24 protein-coding genes are annotated in these 21,010 nt (G+C 60.0%); 17 read left to right on the top strand and 7 right to left on the bottom strand.

Annotation, left to right across the window (positions count from 1 at the left end; genetic code table 11):
- Positions 1-114: 114 nt before the first annotated feature.
- The 11 genes from rsmI to ACQY8Q_RS13945 all read left to right on the top strand — a co-directional run bounded on the left by rsmI (position 115) and on the right by ACQY8Q_RS13945 (position 8,961).
- Positions 115-1,044 carry a 16S rRNA (cytidine(1402)-2'-O)-methyltransferase gene (gene rsmI, locus ACQY8Q_RS13995; protein WP_428427126.1) on the top strand — a complete coding sequence of 310 codons (930 nt, stop codon included), beginning with the start codon at positions 115-117 and terminating at the stop codon, positions 1,042-1,044.
- On the top strand, positions 1,034-1,402 hold the full coding sequence (locus ACQY8Q_RS13990) for a YraN family protein (protein WP_428427125.1): 369 nt from the start codon (positions 1,034-1,036) through the stop codon (positions 1,400-1,402). The genes rsmI and ACQY8Q_RS13990 overlap by 11 nt, the downstream gene beginning before the upstream one ends.
- Positions 1,403-1,506: 104 nt before the next feature.
- The gene (locus tag ACQY8Q_RS13985; protein ID WP_428427124.1) at positions 1,507-2,805 is read left to right on the top strand and encodes an extracellular solute-binding protein; all 1,299 of its coding nucleotides are present in this window, start codon (positions 1,507-1,509) and stop codon (positions 2,803-2,805) included.
- A 441-nt stretch (positions 2,806-3,246) separates the two neighbouring features.
- A complete protein-coding gene (locus ACQY8Q_RS13980; protein ID WP_428429783.1) occupies positions 3,247-4,071 on the top strand; it encodes an ABC transporter permease subunit in 825 nt (274 codons plus the stop codon).
- A 14-nt stretch (positions 4,072-4,085) separates the two neighbouring features.
- Complete coding sequence (ugpE, locus tag ACQY8Q_RS13975) at positions 4,086-4,928, top strand: sn-glycerol-3-phosphate ABC transporter permease UgpE (RefSeq protein ID WP_426240054.1); 843 nt, start codon at positions 4,086-4,088, stop codon at positions 4,926-4,928.
- 12 nt (positions 4,929-4,940) lie between these two features.
- Complete coding sequence (locus ACQY8Q_RS13970) at positions 4,941-6,056, top strand: sn-glycerol-3-phosphate import ATP-binding protein UgpC (protein ID WP_428427123.1); 1,116 nt, start codon at positions 4,941-4,943, stop codon at positions 6,054-6,056.
- Between the two features lie 103 nt (positions 6,057-6,159).
- On the top strand, positions 6,160-6,480 hold the full coding sequence (locus ACQY8Q_RS13965) for an ArsR/SmtB family transcription factor (RefSeq protein WP_428427122.1): 321 nt from the start codon (positions 6,160-6,162) through the stop codon (positions 6,478-6,480).
- On the top strand, positions 6,477-6,908 hold the full coding sequence (locus tag ACQY8Q_RS13960) for an SRPBCC family protein (RefSeq protein WP_428427121.1): 432 nt from the start codon (positions 6,477-6,479) through the stop codon (positions 6,906-6,908). The genes ACQY8Q_RS13965 and ACQY8Q_RS13960 overlap by 4 nt, the downstream gene beginning before the upstream one ends.
- A 43-nt stretch (positions 6,909-6,951) precedes the next feature.
- Positions 6,952-7,194, top strand: a complete 243-nt coding sequence (locus ACQY8Q_RS13955) for a hypothetical protein (protein WP_428427120.1) — start codon at positions 6,952-6,954, stop codon at positions 7,192-7,194.
- A gap of 33 nt (positions 7,195-7,227) precedes the next feature.
- Positions 7,228-7,848 carry a YdeI/OmpD-associated family protein gene (locus ACQY8Q_RS13950; RefSeq protein WP_428429782.1) on the top strand — a complete coding sequence of 207 codons (621 nt, stop codon included), beginning with the start codon at positions 7,228-7,230 and terminating at the stop codon, positions 7,846-7,848.
- An 879-nt stretch (positions 7,849-8,727) separates the two neighbouring features.
- On the top strand, positions 8,728-8,961 hold the full coding sequence (locus tag ACQY8Q_RS13945; RefSeq protein ID WP_428427119.1) for a hypothetical protein: 234 nt from the start codon (positions 8,728-8,730) through the stop codon (positions 8,959-8,961).
- A 115-nt stretch (positions 8,962-9,076) separates the two neighbouring features.
- On the opposite strand, the gene ACQY8Q_RS13940 is transcribed toward ACQY8Q_RS13945, so the two are convergent.
- Entirely contained in the window at positions 9,077-9,496 is a 420-nt protein-coding gene (locus ACQY8Q_RS13940; RefSeq protein WP_428427118.1) for a hypothetical protein, read from the bottom strand.
- 683 nt (positions 9,497-10,179) lie between these two features.
- On the opposite strand from ACQY8Q_RS13940, the gene gshB reads away from it, so the two are divergent.
- Together gshB and ACQY8Q_RS13930 are read left to right on the top strand one after the other, a co-directional pair.
- On the top strand, positions 10,180-11,127 hold the full coding sequence (gene gshB, locus ACQY8Q_RS13935; protein WP_428427117.1) for a glutathione synthase: 948 nt from the start codon (positions 10,180-10,182) through the stop codon (positions 11,125-11,127).
- A 255-nt stretch (positions 11,128-11,382) separates the two neighbouring features.
- On the top strand, positions 11,383-12,915 hold the full coding sequence (locus ACQY8Q_RS13930) for a YifB family Mg chelatase-like AAA ATPase (protein WP_428427116.1): 1,533 nt from the start codon (positions 11,383-11,385) through the stop codon (positions 12,913-12,915).
- Positions 12,916-12,982: 67 nt separating this feature from the next.
- On the opposite strand, the gene cysK is transcribed toward ACQY8Q_RS13930, so the two are convergent.
- Together cysK and ACQY8Q_RS13920 are read right to left on the bottom strand one after the other, a co-directional pair.
- Positions 12,983-13,951, bottom strand: a complete 969-nt coding sequence (gene cysK, locus ACQY8Q_RS13925) for a cysteine synthase A (RefSeq protein WP_428427115.1) — start codon at positions 13,949-13,951, stop codon at positions 12,983-12,985.
- Positions 13,952-14,083: 132 nt separating this feature from the next.
- Complete coding sequence (locus ACQY8Q_RS13920; RefSeq protein ID WP_428427114.1) at positions 14,084-14,701, bottom strand: LysE family translocator; 618 nt, start codon at positions 14,699-14,701, stop codon at positions 14,084-14,086.
- Between the two features lie 154 nt (positions 14,702-14,855).
- On the opposite strand from ACQY8Q_RS13920, the gene ACQY8Q_RS13915 reads away from it, so the two are divergent.
- Both ACQY8Q_RS13915 and ACQY8Q_RS13910 read left to right on the top strand, forming a co-directional pair.
- Complete coding sequence (locus tag ACQY8Q_RS13915; RefSeq protein WP_428427113.1) at positions 14,856-15,488, top strand: LysE family translocator; 633 nt, start codon at positions 14,856-14,858, stop codon at positions 15,486-15,488.
- Positions 15,489-15,525: 37 nt separating this feature from the next.
- A complete protein-coding gene (locus tag ACQY8Q_RS13910) occupies positions 15,526-16,083 on the top strand; it encodes a cysteine hydrolase family protein (RefSeq protein WP_428427112.1) in 558 nt (185 codons plus the stop codon).
- A gap of 6 nt (positions 16,084-16,089) precedes the next feature.
- Here ACQY8Q_RS13910 and ACQY8Q_RS13905 read toward each other — a convergent pair whose 3' ends face one another.
- Both ACQY8Q_RS13905 and ACQY8Q_RS13900 read right to left on the bottom strand, forming a co-directional pair.
- A complete protein-coding gene (locus ACQY8Q_RS13905) occupies positions 16,090-16,392 on the bottom strand; it encodes an NIPSNAP family protein (protein WP_113313657.1) in 303 nt (100 codons plus the stop codon).
- 20 nt (positions 16,393-16,412) lie between these two features.
- The gene (locus ACQY8Q_RS13900; protein ID WP_428427111.1) at positions 16,413-17,309 is read right to left on the bottom strand and encodes a DMT family transporter; all 897 of its coding nucleotides are present in this window, start codon (positions 17,307-17,309) and stop codon (positions 16,413-16,415) included.
- A 133-nt stretch (positions 17,310-17,442) separates the two neighbouring features.
- Here ACQY8Q_RS13900 and ACQY8Q_RS13895 point away from each other — a divergent pair, with 133 nt between their 5' ends.
- Positions 17,443-17,889, top strand: coding sequence for an Lrp/AsnC family transcriptional regulator (locus tag ACQY8Q_RS13895; protein ID WP_428427110.1), 447 nt, complete (start codon positions 17,443-17,445; stop codon positions 17,887-17,889).
- A gap of 3 nt (positions 17,890-17,892) precedes the next feature.
- Here ACQY8Q_RS13895 and ACQY8Q_RS13890 read toward each other — a convergent pair whose 3' ends face one another.
- Both ACQY8Q_RS13890 and dut read right to left on the bottom strand, forming a co-directional pair.
- Positions 17,893-18,786: a GNAT family N-acetyltransferase gene (locus tag ACQY8Q_RS13890; RefSeq protein ID WP_428427109.1), complete on the bottom strand. Its 894-nt coding sequence runs from the start codon at positions 18,784-18,786 to the stop codon at positions 17,893-17,895.
- Positions 18,786-19,256 (bottom strand): dUTP diphosphatase, encoded by a 471-nt coding sequence (dut, locus tag ACQY8Q_RS13885; protein WP_428427108.1) that lies wholly within the window; start codon positions 19,254-19,256, stop codon positions 18,786-18,788. The genes ACQY8Q_RS13890 and dut overlap by 1 nt, the downstream gene beginning before the upstream one ends.
- Positions 19,257-19,352: 96 nt before the next feature.
- Here dut and ACQY8Q_RS13880 point away from each other — a divergent pair, with 96 nt between their 5' ends.
- Complete coding sequence (locus tag ACQY8Q_RS13880) at positions 19,353-20,936, top strand: peptide chain release factor 3 (protein ID WP_428427107.1); 1,584 nt, start codon at positions 19,353-19,355, stop codon at positions 20,934-20,936.
- Positions 20,937-21,010: the final 74 nt, after the last annotated feature.

Raw genomic sequence — 21,010 nt, 5'->3', positions numbered from 1 at the left:
GCCCAGTATTGTTTGCATTGCCGCAAATCTGCGGCTCTTGCCGAAGCGATGCCGCTCACCCATAAAGACCGGGCGCCGGCTGAACGGCGGGTAAAGGCATGAAGGCAGACCGTTTTGGAAAAGCAGGCATCGGGCGAAACGCAGACGAACGAGCGGCAGAAGAGCTACCGCCTGCACAATGTTGCGGTGCCCGCACGGCCGCTGGAACCGGCGCTCTATCTGGTCTCAACCCCGATCGGCAATCTCTCTGACATCACCCTGCGCGCACTGGAAACACTGGCCGGTGCTGATGTGCTGGCCTGCGAAGATACGCGCGTTACCCGCGTGCTGCTCGACCGCTACGGCATCGTCAACCGGCCCTATGCCTATCACGAATACAATGCCAACGAAGTTGGCCCGAAGCTCCTGGCCGCACTTGACCAGGGCAAGTCTGTTGCGCTTGTCTCCGACGCCGGCACGCCGCTGGTCTCCGATCCCGGTTACCGGCTCGGCCAGATCGCCATCGAGGCCGGGCACCGGGTCGTGCCGATCCCTGGCGCTTCGGCGCCCTTGGCAGCCCTCGTCGGCTCCGGCCTGCCGAATGACGCCTTCCTCTTCGCCGGATTTCTGCCCTCCAAGGACAAGGCGCGCCGCGACCGGTTTGCCGAACTTGCCAATATTCCAGCGACACTGATGTTCTTTGAATCCCCGCACCGGATCGCGGCCACTATCGTTGCGGCTCATGATGTGCTCGGCGGTGAACGGCGGGCGTCCGTCTGCCGCGAATTGACCAAGACCTTCGAGGAATTCCGCCGCGGTACGCTGGCCGAACTCAAGGCGTTTTATGACGAAGGCGCCACCGTCAAAGGCGAGATCGTGCTGGTCATCGGCCCACCCGATGCACCGGCAGCACCAGAAGCCGACGATGTCGACGCCATCCTTATGAAGCTCGTCAAGGACATGTCGACTGGCAAGGCGGCGACCGAGGCGGCGAAACAGACCGGCCTCAACCGCAAGGAACTCTACGACCGGCTGCTGGAGCTCAAAGACCGGGATGAAACCTGAGCCGCCGGACCAGAAAAGACGAAAGGCGCTCAGGCGCGGCTCGCTTGCGGAATATCGCGCCGCCCTTTGTCTCCTTCTCAAAGGCTACCGCATCGTCGCATTCCGCTACCGCACGAAACTCGGGGAAATCGACATTATTGCACGCAAGGGCAATCTGATCGCCTGCGTCGAGGTGAAAGCCCGCCGCTCGCTTGAAGATTCTGTTTTTGCCGTTTCTGATTTTGCACAGCGCCGCATCCGCGCCGCAAGCGACCTCTGGCTCGCCAGACAGCCGGATTTTGCCGATCTTTCAGTCCGCTACGACATAATCTCCGTCACACCCTGGCGCTGGCCGGTCCATCTTGCCGATGCTTTTTGAACAGCTGTGCACAGTTGTAATCGTCGCGTCACAAAAGCGTTATGCGGACGTCATGAAAGGGCTTTAGCCGGTTCCTCACCTTAAACCTGGTGAAAGGAACGACAATGATCAGGAAATTCACGATGACCGGCCTCGCGCTGGTTTTCTCCGCCACCTCCTCGTTTGCCGCGACCAATATCAGCTGGTGGCACGGCATGGCCGGCCGCAACGGCGAAGTCATCAACGAGATCGCCACCAAGTTCAACGCATCGCAGACGGCCTGCGCGCTGACCCCGGTTTCCAAGGGCACCTATGAAGAAGCGCTTGCTTCCGGCATCGCCGCTTTCCGTTCGGGTGAACAGCCCAATATCCTGCAGGTTTTCGATGCGGGTGCAGCAACGATCATCAACGCCAAGGGCGCCGTCATCCCGGCTGAGGACCTGATCAACAACGCCGGCTACAAGTTCGACCGCGATGCCTTCATCGATGGCGTTCGCTATTTCTACGCCGATAGCGACGGCAAGTTCGTCGGCATGCCGTTCAACTCGTCGGCTCCGATCATGTACATCAACGACGAAGCCCTGAAGAAGGCCGGCGTCGAAGCCCCGAAGACCTGGGAAGAATTCGAAGCTGCCGCTCCGAAGCTGAAGGAAGCCGGATTCATTCCGCTCGTCCAGTCGCAACTGACCTGGCAGTTCACCGAGAACTTCTTCTCGCGCAACAACATCCAGTTCGCCACCAACAACAACGGCTATGACAGCGTCACCGATACGACGCTGAAAGTCACCGACCCGAACCTCGTCATGATGTTCGACAAGCTGAAGGCCTGGGCCGACGAAGGTTATTTCGCCTATTACGGTGCCGGCTGGAACGATAACCAGAAGATGTTCGAAGAAAACAAGGCTGCGCTCTGGATCGGCTCGTCCGGTTCGTTCGGCGGTCTGACCAAGACAGCCCAGATGCCGTTCTCGGCAACCTTCCTGCCGTACTGGGGTTCGATCAAGGGTGCGGGCACCTCGTCCTTCATCGGTGGTGCTGCCCTTTTTGCAATGGCCGGCAAGCCGGAAGCAGAAAACAAGTGCGTCGCCGACTTCTTCCAGTTCCTGACCTCGCCTGAAATCCAGGTCTTCTACCACAAGGCCACCGGTTACGTTGCCATCACCAAGGCAGCCTACGAGCTTGCCAAGAAGGAAGGCTACTACGCCGAGAAGCCGGCCGCAGAAATCGGCATCAAGCAGCTGATGCTGCCTGCCGGTGAATGGTCGAAGGGCTACCGCCTCGGCTTCTACCCGCAGATCCGCGAAATCATGGAACGCGAATACGGCCGCATTTTCGCCAACGAAGTCACCGTCAAGGACGCCTTCGACACGATCGAGAAGGAAGGCAACGAACTTCTCGCCCGTTTTGCAAAGACGGCTGGTTGATCTCTGATCTCCCTCCCCCTTGTGGGGAGGTCGGAGCGAAGCGACGGGGAGGGGTTCTTCTTTTTAAAAGTCCCCTCCCCAACCCTCCCACAAGGGGGAGGGAGTTCGCCCCTCATCCGGCCTGTCGGCCACCTTCTCCCCGTGAAACGGGGAGAAGGAACCAGCAGCAGCCTCTGTCATCCCCTCTCCCCGCCTGCGGGGAGAGGGCTAGGGTGAGGGGCAAAGCTGCCCCTCCGTAAACTCGGATATTTTGAAAGCCCGTTCATGACGAACACGCCCACATCCCAGGCAATGTCCGGAACAGTCGCCTCCCCCACACCAGGTGGGTTTCGGCGCGTGTTTGGCCTGAATACATCCGCCAGCAAGCCGCCGGAAGACACCGACGCCAAGCGCGTGCAGTTCAACTCGCGGCTCCTGCCCTATCTGTTTCTCGCTCCGCAGATGGCGATCATCTTCGTGTTCTTCTACTGGCCCTCGGTTCAGGCGATCCATTCGTCGTTCTACCTTGAGGACCCCTTCGGCTTCGGCTCTACCTTCGTCGGCATGGCCAACTATACCGACGTGCTGAAATCCGGCGAATATCTGGGCATTGCCCGCTTCACCGCCGTGTTCACAGCACTCGTCACCTTCTTTTCGCTGGCGATCGGCCTGCTGCTCGCCGTCAAGGCTGACGGCGTCATCCGCGGCAATGCCACCTACAAGACGCTGCTGATCTGGGTCTACGCCATCGCCCCGCCGGTTGCCGGCCTGATGGGCATGATGATGTTCGACCAGCATATCGGCCCACTGGTGAAGTTTGCCGCCTTCTTCGGATGGGATATCAAGGTCGGGCTGAACTACAACGACACGGCCTTCGCGATGATCGTCGTCTCGGTGTGGAAGCAAATCCCCTACAATTTCATATTCTTCCTGTCCGGCCTGCAGGGCATTCCGGTCTCGGTGCGCGAGGCGGCGCTGATGGACTGCCGCTCCGGCTTCCGCCGCTTCTGGACGGTCATCCTGCCGCTGCTCGCGCCGACCGCCTTCTTCCTCCTCATCATCAACACCACCTACGCCCTGTTCGACACGTTCGGCGTCATCGACGTGATGGTGAAGGACAAGGCCGCCAACAACCCGATCACGCTGGTCTACAAGGTCTACATGGACGGCTTCCGCGGCAATGATCTCGGCGGCTCCTCGGCCCAGTCGGTCATCCTGATGATCATCGTCTTCGTGCTCACCATCTTCCAGTTCCGCTTTATCGAGCGGCGCGTCCACTATAATTGAGCGGGGGCGAGATCATGCATCGCACGAAACTTTTCGACCACTTTATCCTGATGATGGGCGTCTTCTTCATGGTCGGGCCATTGCTCGTCGCCCTGATGACCTCCAGCCACGAGGCCGCCGATATCCATCGCAACGGGTTGCAGATCCTGCCCGGCGGCCATTTCATCGATACCTACACCACCGTGCTCACCAAGCAGGGGGGCTTTACCGGCAAGATCACCGGGCTCAGAATGATGATGAACTCGCTGATCCTCGGTATCGGCTTTGCAGCCGGAAAGATTATCCTGTCGATGCTGGCGGCCTATGCGCTGGTCTATTTCCGCTTCCGCTTTGCCACCATCACCTTCTGGATGATCTTCACGACGCTGCTCCTGCCGCTCGAAGTGCGCATCCTGCCGTCCTACGAGGTGATGAACACGCTGAAGCTGACCAATACCTATACCGGCCTGATCGTGCCGCTTCTGGCATCCGCCACCGGTACCTTCTATTTCCGCCAGTTCTTCAAATCGATCCCGGACGAGCTCTTGGAAGCCGCCCGCATCGATGGTGCCGGACCCTTCAAGTTCTTCATCGACGTGATCGTGCCTTTGTCAAAGACGATGATAGCGGCGATCTTCATCATCATGTTCGTCTATGGCTGGAACCAGTATCTCTGGCCGACGCTGATGACCACCGACGAGAGCTTCTTCACGCTGGTGCGCGGCATCAAGCAGATCCTGCTCGTCTGGGTCGGCTCCAACATTCCCGACTATAACGAGGCCTTTGCCCTGGCGATCCTTGCCATGGTGCCGCCTGTGATGATCGTCATGATCTTCCAGCGCTGGTTCATCAAAGGCCTCACCGAAAGCGACAAGTAGAGGAACGCCACCATGGCAGCGATCAACATCACCAATGTTTCGAAGATCTACGCAGGCGGCGTCGAGGCGGTCAAATCCGTCTCCATCGACATCACCGACGGCGAATTCATCGTGCTCGTCGGCCCCTCCGGCTGCGGCAAGTCCACGCTGCTGCGCATGGTGGCTGGCCTCGAGGCAATCTCGAAGGGCACCGTCGAGATCGGCGACCGGGTGATCAACGACGTGGAACCGGCCGAGCGCGATATCGCCATGGTCTTCCAGAACTATGCGCTCTATCCGCATATGACCGTCTATAACAACCTTGCCTATGGCCTGAAAAACCGTGGCACGCCGAAGGCCGAGATCGAGGCGCGCGTCGCGGAAGCCGCCCGCATGCTGGAGATCGAGCAGTACCTGACCCGCAAGCCCCGCGCCCTTTCCGGCGGCCAGCGCCAGCGCGTCGCCATGGGCCGCGCCATCGTGCGCAAGCCCGCTGCCTTCCTGTTCGATGAACCGTTGTCCAACCTCGACGCCAAGCTGCGCGTCTCGATGCGCGGCGAGATCAAGCAGCTGCAGAAGCGCCTCGGCACGACGTCGCTCTACGTCACCCACGACCAGCTGGAAGCGATGACGCTGGCCGACCGCCTCGTCGTCCTCAACGGCGGCCAGATCGAACAGATCGGCAAGCCGCTCGATGTCTACCACACCCCCGCCTCCACCTTCGTCGCCAGCTTTATCGGCTCTCCGGCAATGAATCTCGTCCAGGCAACGCGCGAAGGAACACGCATTCATTTCGGCAGCCAGGTGCTCGACACGGGTCGCACGGCAAGCATGCCGGGACTGGTGACCGTGGGCATCCGCGCGGAGGACCTGCGGATTGCGGCTCCAGGCGAACAATCACTCATCCAGAAGGTCGACTATATCGAGGAACTGGGCGCCCAGCGCCTGGTGCACGGCACCGTCGACGGCAAGAAGCTGACCGCCTCCCTCTCTCCCGACATCGAGATCGGCGAGACGATGGCGCTGACGATCGCCCCGGAACGTCTGCATTTCTTCGATGACACCACGGGCAAACGTCTGGCACAGCCATTCGCGGTATCCGAGGGCAGGCGCGACACGGCGCAGACGCTGGAGATGGCTGCCGGGTGAACGCTAACAGCGGCCACCTTATCTCCTGTTCAAAAAACACTTGACGAACCCATAACTGTTTGGCTATTGATCCGCACAGATAGCCAACGAGTTATGGATTGTTATGCCAGATCAAGCCACGGTTTTCAAAGCGCTCGCCGATCCGACGCGGCGCGCCATCTTCGAAGGGCTATGCCGCGACGGTGATCAGACCGTCGCAACATTGACGGCCCGGGCTGGCATTTCGCAGCCAGGCGTGTCGAAGCATCTGGCCATCCTCAAGGGGGCCGGACTGGTCAGCGACCGCCACGAAGGACGCCAAACCCAATACAGCGCCCAACTCGAGGCCCTTGCGCCTTTGACCGAGTGGACAGATCAGATGACGGGCTTCTGGCAGGGGCGATTCAACAAGCTCGAAGATTTGCTGAACAGGATGGATCAATGAGCGCGGCATCGGCTTTAACACGCACCGTCATTGTCGAGCGCGAAATCGCCCATCCGCCGGAAAAGCTGTGGCGCGCCCTCACCCAGCCGCATCTGATCTCGGAATGGCTGATGAGCAATGACTTCAATCCTGCAGTCGGTCACCGCTTTAATCTTCGCGGCGAATGGGGTGGCGTCCTCGACTGCGAGGTGCTCGTGGTCGAGCCGCACAAAACGCTGTCCTATACCTGGATTTTCAAGCACGACGATCCAGCCTTCGATCTGAACAGCGTCGTCACGTTTACGCTCACGCCCATCGCAACGGGGACCCATCTGCGCATGGAGCAGTCTGGATTCCGGCCGGATCAGAAGCTGGCCTATGGCGGTGCCAAAGCAGGCTGGCGCACGTTTCTCGCAAAGCTGGAACAGGTTGTCACGGAGACCGCTTGACGGCCTCCAAAGTCCTCAGCACCCATAACGGCAGGAGTTCTCAATGCGTTCGACTATGTGGATTCGCCAGGGTCACCGCTGGCTATCGATCCTGTTCACTCTTGCCGTCATTGCCAATTTTGTGGCGATGGCGCTGGGCGAGCCTCCACCGTGGGTGGTTTACGCGCCACTGCCACCGCTCTTTCTTCTGCTGTTCACGGGCCTCTACATGTTCGCCTTGCCATATGCGGCCAAGTGGCATGGATCCAAGGCTAGCCGGACGCACTGCTTCTTGTCCTTCCCCTGATGCAATCAATCGAAAGAGCTCCTGGCCGCCATGATGATCACGGACATTGAGGACTACTTCACAAAAGGATGCGGGCGCTGCGAGCGTTTTGCCGGACCGGACTGTTCCACCCGGCAATGGTCGCTGGGCCTGAACGGCCTGCGCCAGATTTGCACCGAAGCGGGGCTGGTCGAAATGGTAAAATGGGGCCACCCCTGCTACATGCACCAGGGACGCAACATCGTCATCTTCGGCGCCTTTCGCGGCGATTTCCGCCTGACCTTTTTCAACGCTGCACTGATGAAAGACCCCGAAGGCGTTCTCGAAAAGCAGGGCGCGAATACGCAACATCCCGACATGATCCGGTTCGTGGATAATGCTGACGTCGCACGGATGGAGAATGTGATCCGTTCGTATCTGAAGGAGGCAATGGATTATGCGCAAGCCGGTATCAAGCCACCACGTGACACGAGTGAATTGGAGCTGCAGGATGAGTTGATTGATGCACTGGACTCCGATCCCGAACTTGCAGAAGCCTTTTGGAGCCTGACGCCGGGGCGACAGAAAAGCTACGTCATCAATCTCGGCTCAACCAAGAACCCCGCAACGCGAATGGTCCGCATCGAGAAATTCCGGCCGAAGATCATCGCCGGAAAGGGCGCTCTGGATCGGTGAGCGGCGCGCCAGTCTTTCCCGGGCCTGATCACTACCGGCATTCGCGCCAAAGACCAGCGGAGCGCGGAAGCGCGTGGAGAGACTGGCGATCGCGAATGCATGCGCCGCAATCAGCACCACTGTCGGCTTGACGGTCCGAAACGATCCGCCCTGCGGTACTCAACTAATGGGTTGTGCGGCCTGACAGTCAGCGTCCGCTTGCTACGGTATATTTTTCCAAGATCAGATATGATTGTCAGATCGCAGTGAATTTTCGCCTGATCTGTGATGGCGAGTGTGATGAAAGCGTCCGCGAGCCAACCGTGTGGCATCGCATTCGATCTCATCATTCTTAGAATAGCATCATTGTAGAACTTAGTTGCAAACTCGAACGACTCATTTTCTGGGAGCGTGACCCCGTTTGCCAAACGGAACTCAATTTGACGTTGCTCTATCCCTTCAAGGAACGAACGGTACTGGCCCAAGGCCCAATACCCGCCCAGGTCATTATATCGACTGAGAAACGTCTCAAGGACGTCATGCGAGATACCCTGAAACTGGCGTCGGCGTCCCATTGTGCCCCGTGTGTTAGATGGAATGACATTCAATTTTTAGTAGTTCGAATAGGTCATTCATTCAACTGGGCAACGTCGTGTTGGTGTGGCGCCTTTTGGCACACCCGGCAGTGGACGAACTATCTGGACGGCCGCAATTGGCGCAGAACTGCCGGAGCGTTGCCCGCATGCGCCCGGTCCCTCTGATCTTCTCCATCACCACCTCCTTGAAAGCCGGCGCGATGCTCAATCCATCACCACCCGTTGACTTCAGCCTTTTTCACCGCGATAGGGTCAAGCCAAACGATCTGGCAAGCGCCAGCCAAACAACAGCAGGAGTGCAAGCGTGAGCGAACTGACCGTAGCGGATGCGACAAACCGCATTTATGAATCGCTCCAGGCTGATAACGCCGACATCGACGTGCATATCGCCAATCTCAAGGCAGCATTGGCGCAGGCGGGTTTGAAAGAAGCCGTGTTCGACCCGGCCAGGCTGGTGCAGAACAACCGTTCTGGCCGGAAGCTCATGCAAGCCTATTTTCGCCAGCGCGGCGTGACGGTCAAATTCTCGGCGTCATGAAACTTCCTATGACGTCAAGGCCACGCCTACGGAGGCGAATTGAAGTGCCGTTTCCGTTACCAGGCACACCTCTGCCGAGGTGACTTGGCGGTTTTCGGGCGCATACGCAGGCAGCTCAGCGAGAAATCGACACCTTTTTGCATAGGGCAGCGATTTCGCAACCATAGCTGCTTGTCAATTCAAAGAGAACCAGTTTGCCGATGAGGATTTCCTCCCGCTTGTCATCCATTGCTTTGCGATATGCGTCGTGGAAGTCTTTGGCTGCTGACTGATGAGGGGACGGGTACAAAGCTGCAAGCCGATCTCTGGTAACATCGGTGCCTGTGGAGAGGCGTATGTCGGATACAATGTTACCCAACTGAAAGTCATTAGCGACAAATGCCACCGTGTCGCAAAGCGTCAACGAGAAATGCTGGTCATCGACAGTCTTCAGACCCAAATTAACGACATCGTCTGCGACCGCGATACTCGTTAAACCACCGTCGTGAAACCACGGGCTGTGAAGGAAACCAAGTTCGCTTAGCTGGTAATCCAAAGGCAGCTCCCGTTTTCAAAGAGGCTATGCCTAACGCAATGTTCGCGGAACGCAACACCGCTTCTGGTGCGCAGCCGCCACTGCCTCCATCTTCCCCTTAAAAAAATCATCCCCGCAAATCCCCGCCCTCAAAACCCGTGCCATACTTCTTTCCGTCCCATCACGGATACACCGGTTTGCGTTGCCGGCGAGGTGGGGCCGGTGCCCGGATGGTTTGGCGAAACGCGCGCGAAATCCCCGGGGCTGCGTGAAAGGTGGTTCTCCTCCGGTTCGCAAATGAGCCGGGCGTGCCGGGTGGTCACGCCGTCTTTTGACGGCCCAGGGCCAAACCCCGCCACATTGGAAGGCCTGGCGGATAAGCGGCCAGGCTGGGGCATTGGAGGCTTTCTCCTCACACGGGAAAGCGCAGAAGAACCTGAGAAGCGCGGCAAAAGACACTGAAACGGGGCACATCGTGTGTCACCTACTCCTATCTACTGCGGCACCCGATGTGCCCCGGCCAATTCCGCCAGGCAAGAGCCTGGCGAACCTGCAGATGTTTCAAGCCACGGGCGAAAAAGCCGCCGCGTGACGGAGAAGGCGTGTTCGATGGAGACGGCAGCAGAAATCTGTATGGCGTCCCCGATGCCATTTGATATAGACAAGCTCTCTCAACGATGCCGACGATCAACAGGGAATGTCTCATGGCGAAAATCGTAAATGTCGCGATCCAGATGGATCATGTCTCGGGCATCAATATCGCTGGCGACAGCACGTTCGCGATGAGCCTTGAGGCGCAGTCGCGCGGCTACAAGCTCTTCCATTATACGCCCAACCAGCTGTCGCTGCGTGACGGCAAGGTGATTGCCACGGTCGAGCCGATGACCCTTCGCGACGTCAAGGGCGATCACTACACGCTGGGTGACGCCGAACGCATCGACCTGTCGACCATGGACGTGGTGCTTTTGCGCCAGGATCCGCCCTTCGACATGGCCTATATCACCTCGACGCATCTGCTGGAGCGCATCCATCCGAAGACGCTGGTGGTCAATGACCCGGCCTGGGTGCGCAACTCGCCGGAAAAGATCTTCGTCACCGAATTTCCCGACCTGATGCCGAAGACGCTGATCACCCGCGATCCGGCCGAGATTGCCTCGTTCCGCGCCGAAATGGGCGACATCATCCTGAAGCCGCTCTATGGCAATGGCGGTGCCGGCGTCTTCCATTCGACACGCGACGACCGCAACATGTCGTCGCTCCTGGAAATGTTCGGCCAGATGTTCCGCGAGCCCTTCATCGCGCAGGAATACCTGCCGGCGGTGCGCAAGGGTGACAAGCGCATCATCCTCGTCGATGGCGAGCCGGTCGGCGCGATCAATCGGGTGCCTGCCGAACACGACGCCCGCTCCAACATGCATGCGGGCGGCACGCCGATGCCGACCGAACTGACGGCGCGGGAAAAGGAAATCTGCGCCCGCATCGGACCAGCACTTCGCGAGCGCGGCTTCCTGCTCGTCGGCATCGATGTGATCGGCGACGTGATGACCGAGATCAACGTCACGTCTCCCACCGGCATCCGCGAAGTGAAGAAATTCGGCGGCGCCGATATCGCCGCCCTGCTCTGGGACGCAATCGAACGCAAGCGCGCCTGACGCTCTCTTGAACAGACCGGGGCGGATAGCCGTCCCGGTTCAGCCGATGCAACCCGATTTCATCTCCCGGATGTTCGCGGTTGTTCCGCTCCGTTCCTGAATCACAACCGAGCCACAACCTGGCCGATTGGAATGGTCGAATCCGTTCGATAATTGTTCTTGTTTTATTCCGTTATTCGTGCAAGATTTTACACCACAACCGGAGAAGGTTGTGGTGGCGGCTTGTCGGCCTGCCTCGCGGCGAGAGGGGCAATCATGGTCGCGCGTGTCAGTACGGTTGCATTTCAGGGCATAGAAGGCGTGCCTGTCGATGTTCAGGTGATGGTTGCACCGGGCAAAGTCGGCATGCAGATCGTCGGCCTTCCGGACAAAGCGGTGGCGGAAAGCCGTGAGCGGGTCCAGGCAGCGCTGCACGCATCCGGCCTGTCGCTTCCCGCCAAGAAGGTGACGATCAATCTCGCTCCCGCTGATCTTCCCAAGGAGGGCTCGCATTTCGACCTGCCCATCGCGCTCGGCCTGATGGCGGCGCTCGGCGCCATTCCCGGCGATGCGCTGGATGGCTATGTGGTGATCGGCGAACTCAATCTCGACGGCACCATTGCCGCCGTCTCCGGGGCGCTTCCCGCCGCCATCGGCGCCAATGGACTTGGCAAGGGCCTGATCTGCCCATTTGACAGCGGCGCCGAGGCCGCCTGGGCCGGATCGGAGATCGACATTCTGGCGCCGCGCAGCCTGATTGCGCTCGCCAATCATTTTCGCGGCACGCAGGTTCTGTCACGTCCCGAACCGGCCGTGCGCGCCAGCCCGGCCAACATGCCGGATCTCGCCGATATCAAGGGCCAGGAAAGCGCCAAGCGGGCGCTCGAGGTGGCGGCTGCCGGAAACCATAATTTATTGATGGTCGGCCCGCCCGGCTCCGGCAAGTCGATGCTGGCCGCTCGCCTGCCCTCGATCCTGCCGCCGCTGTCGCCGACCGAACTGCTCGAAGTGTCGATGATCCACTCCATTGCCGGGCAACTGGCAGGCGGTAAGCTGTCGGACCGCCGGCCGTTCCGCACCCCGCATCATTCGGCCACCATGGCGGCAATGATCGGCGGCGGCCTGCGCGCCAAGCCGGGAGAAGCGTCGCTGGCGCATAATGGCGTGCTGTTCCTCGACGAGTTTCCGGAATTCACGCCGCAGGTGCTCGATGCGCTGCGCCAACCGCTCGAAACCGCCGAGTGCATCATTGCCCGCGCCAACCACCGCGTTACCTATCCGGCTGCAATCCAGCTTGTCGCCGCGATGAACCCCTGCCGCTGCGGCATGGCGGGGGAGCCCGGGCATAGCTGTGCGCGTGGACCGCGTTGCGTCTCCGATTATCAAGGCCGCATCTCCGGGCCGCTGATGGACCGGATCGATATCCGCATCGATGTGCCTTCCGTCACCGCCGCCGATCTGATCCGCCCGGCACCGGCCGAACCCAGCAGCGTCGTTGCCCGGCGGGTGGCGCGTGCCCGCAACATCCAGATGGACCGCTTCATCGCCCTCGGCATGCCGCACATCCTGTCCAATGCCCGCTGCTCGACAGCGATGATTGAAAAGATGGCCGAACCCGACGCTGGAGGACTGCAATTGCTGCGCGATGCGGCAGAAAAGATGAAGTTTTCGGCGCGCGGCTATCACCGTGTTCTGAAAGTGGCCCGCACCCTTGCCGATCTCGATGAAAAATTGACGGTCGGCCGCATTCATCTGGCTGAAGCGATCTCCTACCGGATCGCCGGAGAACGTCTGACGGCTGCTGCGTAGTCCTGAACTGAAAAGACCGCCTCTTTCGGAGGCGGCCTTTCAGAGCTTTACGGGATCAGACCTGCAATCAGCCGCCGAGGCCTTCGAACAGCGCCGTCGACAGATAGCGTTCGGCAAACGACGGGATGATGACAACGATGGTCTTGCCTTCGTTTTCCGGGCGCTGGCCGATCGTGATCGCGGCCTTCAGGGCGGCACCCGACGAGATGCCGACCGGGACGCCTTCAAGACGCGCCACGTGGCGGGCGGTCTCGATCGCGTCCGGGCTCGAAACGGTAACGATCTCATCGTAGATTTTCGTATCGAGAATGGCAGGCGCAAAGCCGGCGCCAATCCCTTGAATCTTGTGCGGGCCGGGAGCGCCACCGGACAGGACAGGGGATTCGGCCGGCTCGACGGCGATGACCTTGATCGATGGCTTTTTCGCCTTCAACACCTGGCCGACGCCGGTGATCGTGCCGCCGGTGCCGATGCCGGACACGAGGATATCGACGCCGCCGTCAGTGTCGTTCCAGATCTCTTCGGCCGTCGTCTTGCGGTGGATTTCCGGGTTGGCCGGGTTTTCAAATTGCTGCGGAATGATCGCGTCAGGCAGCGTCGCGGCCAGCTCTTCGGCCTTGGCAATGGCGCCCTTCATGCCCTTCGGGCCTTCGGTCAGCACCAGTTCGGCGCCGAGCAATGCCAGCATCTTGCGGCGCTCGACCGACATGGTTTCCGGCATGGTGAGGATGAGCTTGTACCCCTTGGCGGCAGCGGCAAAAGCCAGCGCAATGCCGGTATTGCCCGAGGTCGGCTCGATCAGCGTCGTCTTGCCGGGGGTGATCTTGCCCTGCGCTTCCAGCGTTTCGATCATCGCGACGCCGATACGGTCCTTGACGGAGGCGATCGGGTTGAAGAATTCAAGCTTTGCCAGCAGGTTGGCCTTGACGCCATTTTCCTTGGCCAGCTTGTCGAGACGCACGATCGGCGTATCGCCGATGGTCTCGGTGATCGAGGAATAGACGCGGCCGCGGCCGGGCTTGCGCTGGTCTGACATGAAGATCTCCCTTTTTCATCAGTTGCAGGGAGAATAGGGGCAAAGCCCTCAGCTTGCCAGAGTGTCCTTCTCCGGCACTTTGTCGCGGTTGGAAAAAACGATTGCAGAACCGCCTGTTTCAGAACGATTTTTTCAGGCGGCGCGTGTGGCGATATAGGCGGCGGTGGTTCCGATGATACCGGCGGCGATGCGGTTCAAAGACTTCAAAGCCCTGGGCTGCTTGAGAAGCAGCCGTGCCCGCGACGCCAAAAGGATGTAGGGGATCAGAACCGCCATCAGCACCGTAAACGTTGCGATCACAAGTACGGCATATTCGTTGAGGCCGATCGTATGCACGTCGATCAATGTCGGAACTAGAGCCACGTAGAACAGCATGGTTTTCGGGTTGCCAAACGTCACCAGCAGGCCGGACAGGAAGGACAAGCCCATGCTGGTGCTTTTCTTGGCTTTGATATCCTGCGGCAAAAGCCCGGCGGTCCACAGTTTGTAGGCGATGTAGACCAGATAAAGCGCACCGAGGATCTTGATGACCATGAAAGTCGTGGTGAAGGTCTGCGCCACAAGCGCCAGTCCCAGGATCACCGCCGTCAGATAGACGAGATCGCCCAGCGCAAGGCCAAGTCCCATGAAGAAGGTCTCGCGGAAGCCTGAGCCGAGCGCTCGCGCCACGATCGCAGTCATGCCGGGACCGGGGATTGCGGCAGCGATGAAAAGCGCGGTGCAATAGGCAAAAAGTGTGGTGAGGCTCATCATCGGCTCCGTAGACCTTAGAAGGGAACATCTAGCCGGTTTTCTGGATGCTGGCAATTTGCGCGGCATTGATCGAAACATCCGTTGCCGCTAATGCAATGCAGATCACAGACGGAATTCCCGCCTCATACGCTCTTCAATGGAGATACCGTTCATGCCTGAAGCAGCAAGTCTTGCAGCCTTTGCCCTGGTGGCACTTGGCATGGTGCTGACGCCCGGCCCGAACATGATCTACCTGATTTCCCGCTCGCTCTGTCAGGGGCCGATGGCGGGACTGATCTCGCTGATCGGCGTCGCGCTCGGCTTTCTCGTCTACATGCTGTCAGCCGCTTTCGGCATCACCGCGCTGCTGTTTGCCGTGCCTTATGCCTATGATGCGCTGCGGATCGGTGGCGCGCTCTACCTGCTCTATCTCGCCTGGCAGGCGGTGCGTCCGGGCGGGCGATCGGCCTTCGAAGTTCGCGATTTGCCAAAGGATTCACCCAAGCGTTTGTTCCTGATGGGCTTTGCGACCAGCCTGCTCAATCCGAAGGTCGCCGTGCTCTATCTGTCGCTGCTGCCGCAGTTCATCGATCCGTCGCTCGGCCATATCTTTCTGCAGTCCGTCGCCTTCGGAACGATCCAGATCGTCACCAGCGTCTCCGTCAATTCACTCTTCGTGCTGACGGCAGGCTCCATCGCCACCTTCCTCGCGGGCCGTCCGGCCTGGCTTTCTATCCAGCGCTGGCTGATGGGCGGCGTGCTTGGCGCGCTTGCCTTGCGCATGGCAACGGACAGCCGCCGTTAAGGCCATTTCCTTTTTGACAACCAGACCAGAGAATATCATGACAACTGCACTTCTTATCATCGACGTCCAGAACGCCATTCTTGACGGCGAAGGCACCCCAGAGCGCCAGCCGGCCATCGATGCCGCACTCACCGAAACCATCGGCCGCCTGCAATCAATCCAGGCCCGCGCCCGTGCCGCGCATATCCCAGTCATCCTCGTGCAGCACGATGGTGGCCCCGGCGACCCGCTGGCGCGATCCTCCCAGGGCTGGGGCTTGCGCCGCGAGATCGCGCCGGTGCTCGGAGAAACGATCATTCACAAGACAAGCTGCGACAGCTTTTTCCAGACCGCCCTTGAGGAAGAGCTTGTGAAACTGTCGGTCACCCACCTGGTGATCGGTGGCTGTCAGACGCAGTTCTGCGTTGATACCACGGCGCGGCGCGCTGTGACGCTGGGCTATGATGTCACCCTTCTGTCCGACGGCCACACGACCGGCGACATGGGCCAACTGACCTTTTCGCAGATCATCGCCCACCACAATCGCGTGCTCGGCGGCTTCAATGCCGGTGGGCATGCGATCGAGCTGCGCGGGTCGGGCGAAATCACGTTCTGAGTTTGCCTAAAAGACCGGCCGCATGAAGCTGCGCTCGTAGCTGACGATGCAGCGGGTCTTTTCGGCCAACGCAAAAGCTGAGAGGCATTCGGCATCCACGGCCATTTTCTCGCGGTAGTCTTCATAGGCAGCGAGACTGGGAAAGCTGAACAGGGCGAGCGCGATGTTGTTCGTCCCTTCATGCGGCATGAAATAGCCGTGATGCGTGCCGCCGAGACGGTTGACCAGCGGGATCCACAGCTTGGCGTATTCCTCGAATTCGGCAAGCTTGTATGGATCGATCGTGTAGCGCAAATAGCAGGTGATCATGCGGGCCTCCATGGGTGAACTCAGCTTGCCTGATGCCGCATCCGGCGGGGCCATGTCCAGCCAAATGTCATGCCGGCAGCCGCAATCAGGATCGCCGCCGAGCCGAGAAGCTGGGCTGGCTGCAACTGATGCCCGAAGGCGAGGCGATCAACAACGAGCGCTGCGACAGGATAGATGAAGGACAGCGCGCCGGTCAGGTGCGTGGGCAGCTTCTGGATCGCACCATAGAGCAGCACATACATCAACCCGGTATGAACAGCCCCCATCGTCACCAGCAGCGCCCATTGATAAGCCTGCGTCGGAAGGCCGGAAGCGCCAGCGAAGGGTGCGAGCATGATGAGGCCGGTCACCACCTGGATGAGGGCGATCAGATGCGGCGGAGTTCCTTTCAGCCGCTTGGCGACAAGCGCCGCTAGCGCGTAAAAGAACGCGGCTGCCAGAGCCATGGCGATGCCCATCAGGTAATCGCTGCCCGCGTAACCACCCGCCGGCTTTGCCTGAACGATCGCGACCATGCCGGCAAAAGCGACGGCGAGCCAACCGAGCTTCGTGGCCGTGATCTTTTCCCGGAAAACCAGGCCACCGATGGCCAGCAGCATGAAGGGCTGAGTGTTATAGACCATGGTAGCGATCGAGATCGACGAACGCGAATAGGCGCCGAACAAAAGCAGCCAGTTGGCGACGATGGCGACGCCGCCGAAGACGGCAAGTGCGAACAGTTGCCATGTCAGGATACCGGAGCGGAAATGGCCAAGTGCCGCGCAGATCGCCAGCAGCGTCAGCGCCCCGAACAGGCAACGCCAAAGCACGACATCGATCACCGGCTGGCCGGACATCAGCACGAACCAGCCGATCGTGCCTGAAATCAGCATGGCAGCCGTCATTTCGATACTGCCGGTCCGGATATCCTTTTCCATCACATCCACTCCTTTGAACGATGCAGAAGAATATGATGCGGCAACGCCGGAATATATGGATATCATAAGGCAATGACGATAAAATACCTTATCATTGAAGGACGATTGCCAATTTAACCTTCCGGAGTTCCCGATGCTTGATGATCTCGACCGGCGCCTGCTTGATATCCTCTCCCTCAACGCACGCATCTCGCTGAAGGAGCTGGCGCAGGAGGCGGGGCTTTCCTCGCCCAGCACCGCGGACCGGCTGCGGCGGCTGGAAGATCGCGGCGTCATTACCGGCTTTACGGTTTCCATCAATCCCGTGGCGCTGGGATATGCGCTGCAGGCGATCGTGCGTGTTCGCCCCATGCCCGGCATGCTGCATATCGTCGAGAAGATGATCCAGGAGACGCCGGAATTTGTCGAATGCGACAAGGTGACGGGCGACGACTGCTTCATCGCCAAGCTGCTGGTGCGCGACATGGAGCAGCTCGATACGATCCTCGACCGGATCGCCGAACGATCCCAGACCAACACGTCGATCGTCAAATCGTCACCGGTCAAGCGCCGGCTGCCGCCACTTGGCGTCAATAAGTAGGCGTCAGAACTCGGCCATGGGCGACAGCATGACGGGTCCGGACAGGCCGGCAGCGCTGCCGCGAACCATCAGGCTGATATCGGATTCGAAGGTCGCCGGCGTGTCCGGCCAGTCCAGCCGGTCTGAAGGAAAGCAAACCTCGACATGATCAGGACGCTGATCAAGCGCAGAAAGAATGGCGGAGAGCGGCGGGATCGTTTTGCCGGCAATATCGAGAAGCTGGAAGGATGCTTCGTCGCTCTTCCACGCAACCACCACGTCGAACTGCTCGAGATAGGTGAGCCTGATGTCCGGATCAAAGACACCGTTGAGCAGGAACATTTCCGCCTGCGCCGTGACCGCGAAAACAGAGGAAACGGGTGTTCTTTCGCCCAACGCCCGACGGATCAGGGCAATGTCAGCGGCATTGCCCAAGGACAGAGCACGCGCAATCCCGGCCAGCCTTGTTTCCAAAGGTGGCGCGCCAACGAACTTCTGCTGCGGCAGGATCGTAAAGCCATAGGGCTCATACAACGCCGGTTTGTCGGTGAGAAGAAGACCGAGCTCAAATCCCTGTTCGTCACACCAGCCGAACGCGCGGTTCATCAGATCCCGATAAAGCCCGCGGCCCCGCCATTGCGGCCGTACCGCGCCCGACTGGAAACCGGCAACCTTGACCAGACGGCCATCGATCATCATCGGCATGGAGAAGGCGCTGAAATTGGCGGCGCAAACACCGTTTGCGTCGAAATAGCCAAACGGCATGCTGGTCGGATCCGGGCCGCCGAAGCGATCCTGAATGCTGACATCGATACCGAACGTATCCTCAAGCAACGCCACAAGTGCTGCCCAGGCAGCCGGATCGCTGAAATAATCCTGGCGGAATGTCAGGGCGTGGCTGTTCGCAGCGGCGGCCATCAAACGCCGGTGGAGCCGAAGCCACCTGCACCGCGTGCGGTTTCGCTGGCGCCGGACGCTTCGCGAACGGAAACCTGCGTGACCGGAGCAATCACCATCTGGGCGATGCGCATGCCGCGCTCGATAACGAAATCCTCGTCGCCGAGATTGATCAACAGCACCTTCACTTCGCCGCGATAATCGCTGTCGATCGTGCCGGGTGTATTCAGGCAGGTGATGCCATGCTTGAAAGCCAGGCCCGAACGCGGGCGGATCTGCGCTTCATATCCTGCCGGAACCTCGAAGATGAAGCCGGTCGGCACCAGCGCCCGCTTGCCCGGGCCGAGAAACAATGGCCGGTCTGCCTCGACGGCAGCGCGAAGGTCCATGCCGGCAGCGCCGGCAGTCTCGTAGGCGGGAAGATCGATGCCCTCGCCGTTTTGCAGGCGAACGAGGCTGAGGATTGGGAGTGTCTGCGATTGATGGGTCATGTCTCTCCTTAGCAATTCCGGCGGCAGCGCGGTCAATGCGAATTGCAAGTTATCCACGGCTCCGCTACATACGCGGCAATTCACAGGATTCATATCATGGCCGAAAGTATCGCCGAGGCGGTTTCCCGCCGCCGCACATTTGCTATTATCGCACACCCGGACGCCGGTAAAACGACGCTCACGGAAAAGCTGCTGCTGTTCGGTGGCGCCATCCAGCTTGCCGGTGAAGTCAAGGCGAAGAAGGATCGTATCCAGACACGCTCCGACTGGATGAAGATCGAGCGCGAACGCGGCATTTCCGTCGTCACCTCGGTGATGACCTTCGAATATCACGGCAATGTCTTCAACATTCTTGATACGCCCGGCCACGAAGACTTCGCCGACGACACCTATCGCACGCTCACCGCCGTCGATGCGGCCGTGATGGTCATCGACGCTGCCAAGGGTATCGAGCCACGGACGCTAAAACTGTTCGAAGTCTGCCGCATGCGCGACATTCCGATCATCACCTTCATCAACAAGATGGATCGTGAAAGCCGCGACCCCTTCGAGGTTCTCGATGAAATCGAAGAGAAGCTGGCGCTTGACTGCGCGCCGGTGACCTGGCCGATCGGGCGTTCGAAAACATTCTGCGGCTCCTATCACCTGGCCGACAATACCGTTCGCAGCGCCGATACGCAGGAAATCCCCACCAAGGTCAACGGCCCGGAAATGGTTGCCCACCGCCTGCCGGAAAACGAGCGCGAGGCCTTCATCGAAGAAACCTCGCTCGCCATCGAGGCCTGCAAGCCGTTCGACAAGAAGGCCTTCCTCGAAGGGCATCTGACGCCGGTCTTCTTCGGCTCGGCACTGAGGAACTTCGGTGTTCGCGACCTGATCAATGCGCTTGGCGAAATCGCCCCGCCGCCGCGCGACCAGGTGGCCGATATCCGCACCGTGCACGCGACCGACGAGAAAATGACGGCCTTCGTCTTCAAGATCCAGGCCAACATGGACCCGAACCATCGCGACCGTATTGCCTTTGCCCGCGTCTGCTCCGGCAAGCTGGAACGCGGCATGAAGGCGCGGCTGGCGCGCACCGGCAAGCAGCTCGGCCTCACGGCGCCGCAGTTCTTCTTTGCCTCGCAGCGGCAGTTGGCTGACACAGCCTATGCCGGCGACGTGGTCGGCATTCCGAACCACGGCACGCTCAGGATCGGCGATACGCTGACCGAAGGCGAACAGCTGGTGTTCCAGGGCGTTCCGAACTTCTCGCCGGAAATCCTGCGCCGCGTGCGTCTGGAAGATGCGATGAAGGCAAAGAAGCTGAAGGAAGCGCTGCAGCAGATGGCCGAAGAAGGCGTCGTGCAGCTGTTTTCGCCGGAAGACGGCTCGCCTGCCATCGTCGGCGTCGTTGGCGCGCTGCAACTCGACGTGCTGAAGGAACGGCTGCAGTCTGAATACGGCCTGCCCGTGTCTTTCGATATCGCCCGCTTTTCCGTCTGCCGCTGGATTTCGGCCGACCAACCGGCGGAGCTCGACAAGTTCATCACCGCGCGGCGCGGCGACATCGCCCGCGATCTCGACGGTGACCCGGTGTTTTTGGCGCAGGACGCATTCTCGCTGCGGTACGAGGCGGAACGGTATCCGGCCATCAAGATGATCGCCATCAAGGAATATCACGTCGCCAAGGCGGCGTGATCGGCCCCGATCTGCCCTTCTCTCCGGCGGGGAGAAGGTGGCCCGGAGGGCCGGATGAAGGGGGAACCACAAGC

The sequence above is a fragment of the Pararhizobium sp. genome (assembly GCF_965279435.1).
Taxonomy (GTDB): Bacteria; Pseudomonadota; Alphaproteobacteria; order Rhizobiales; family Rhizobiaceae; genus Pararhizobium.
Note: the sequence above shows the minus strand (reverse complement) of the source record. Positions and strands in the feature narration are given on the sequence as shown.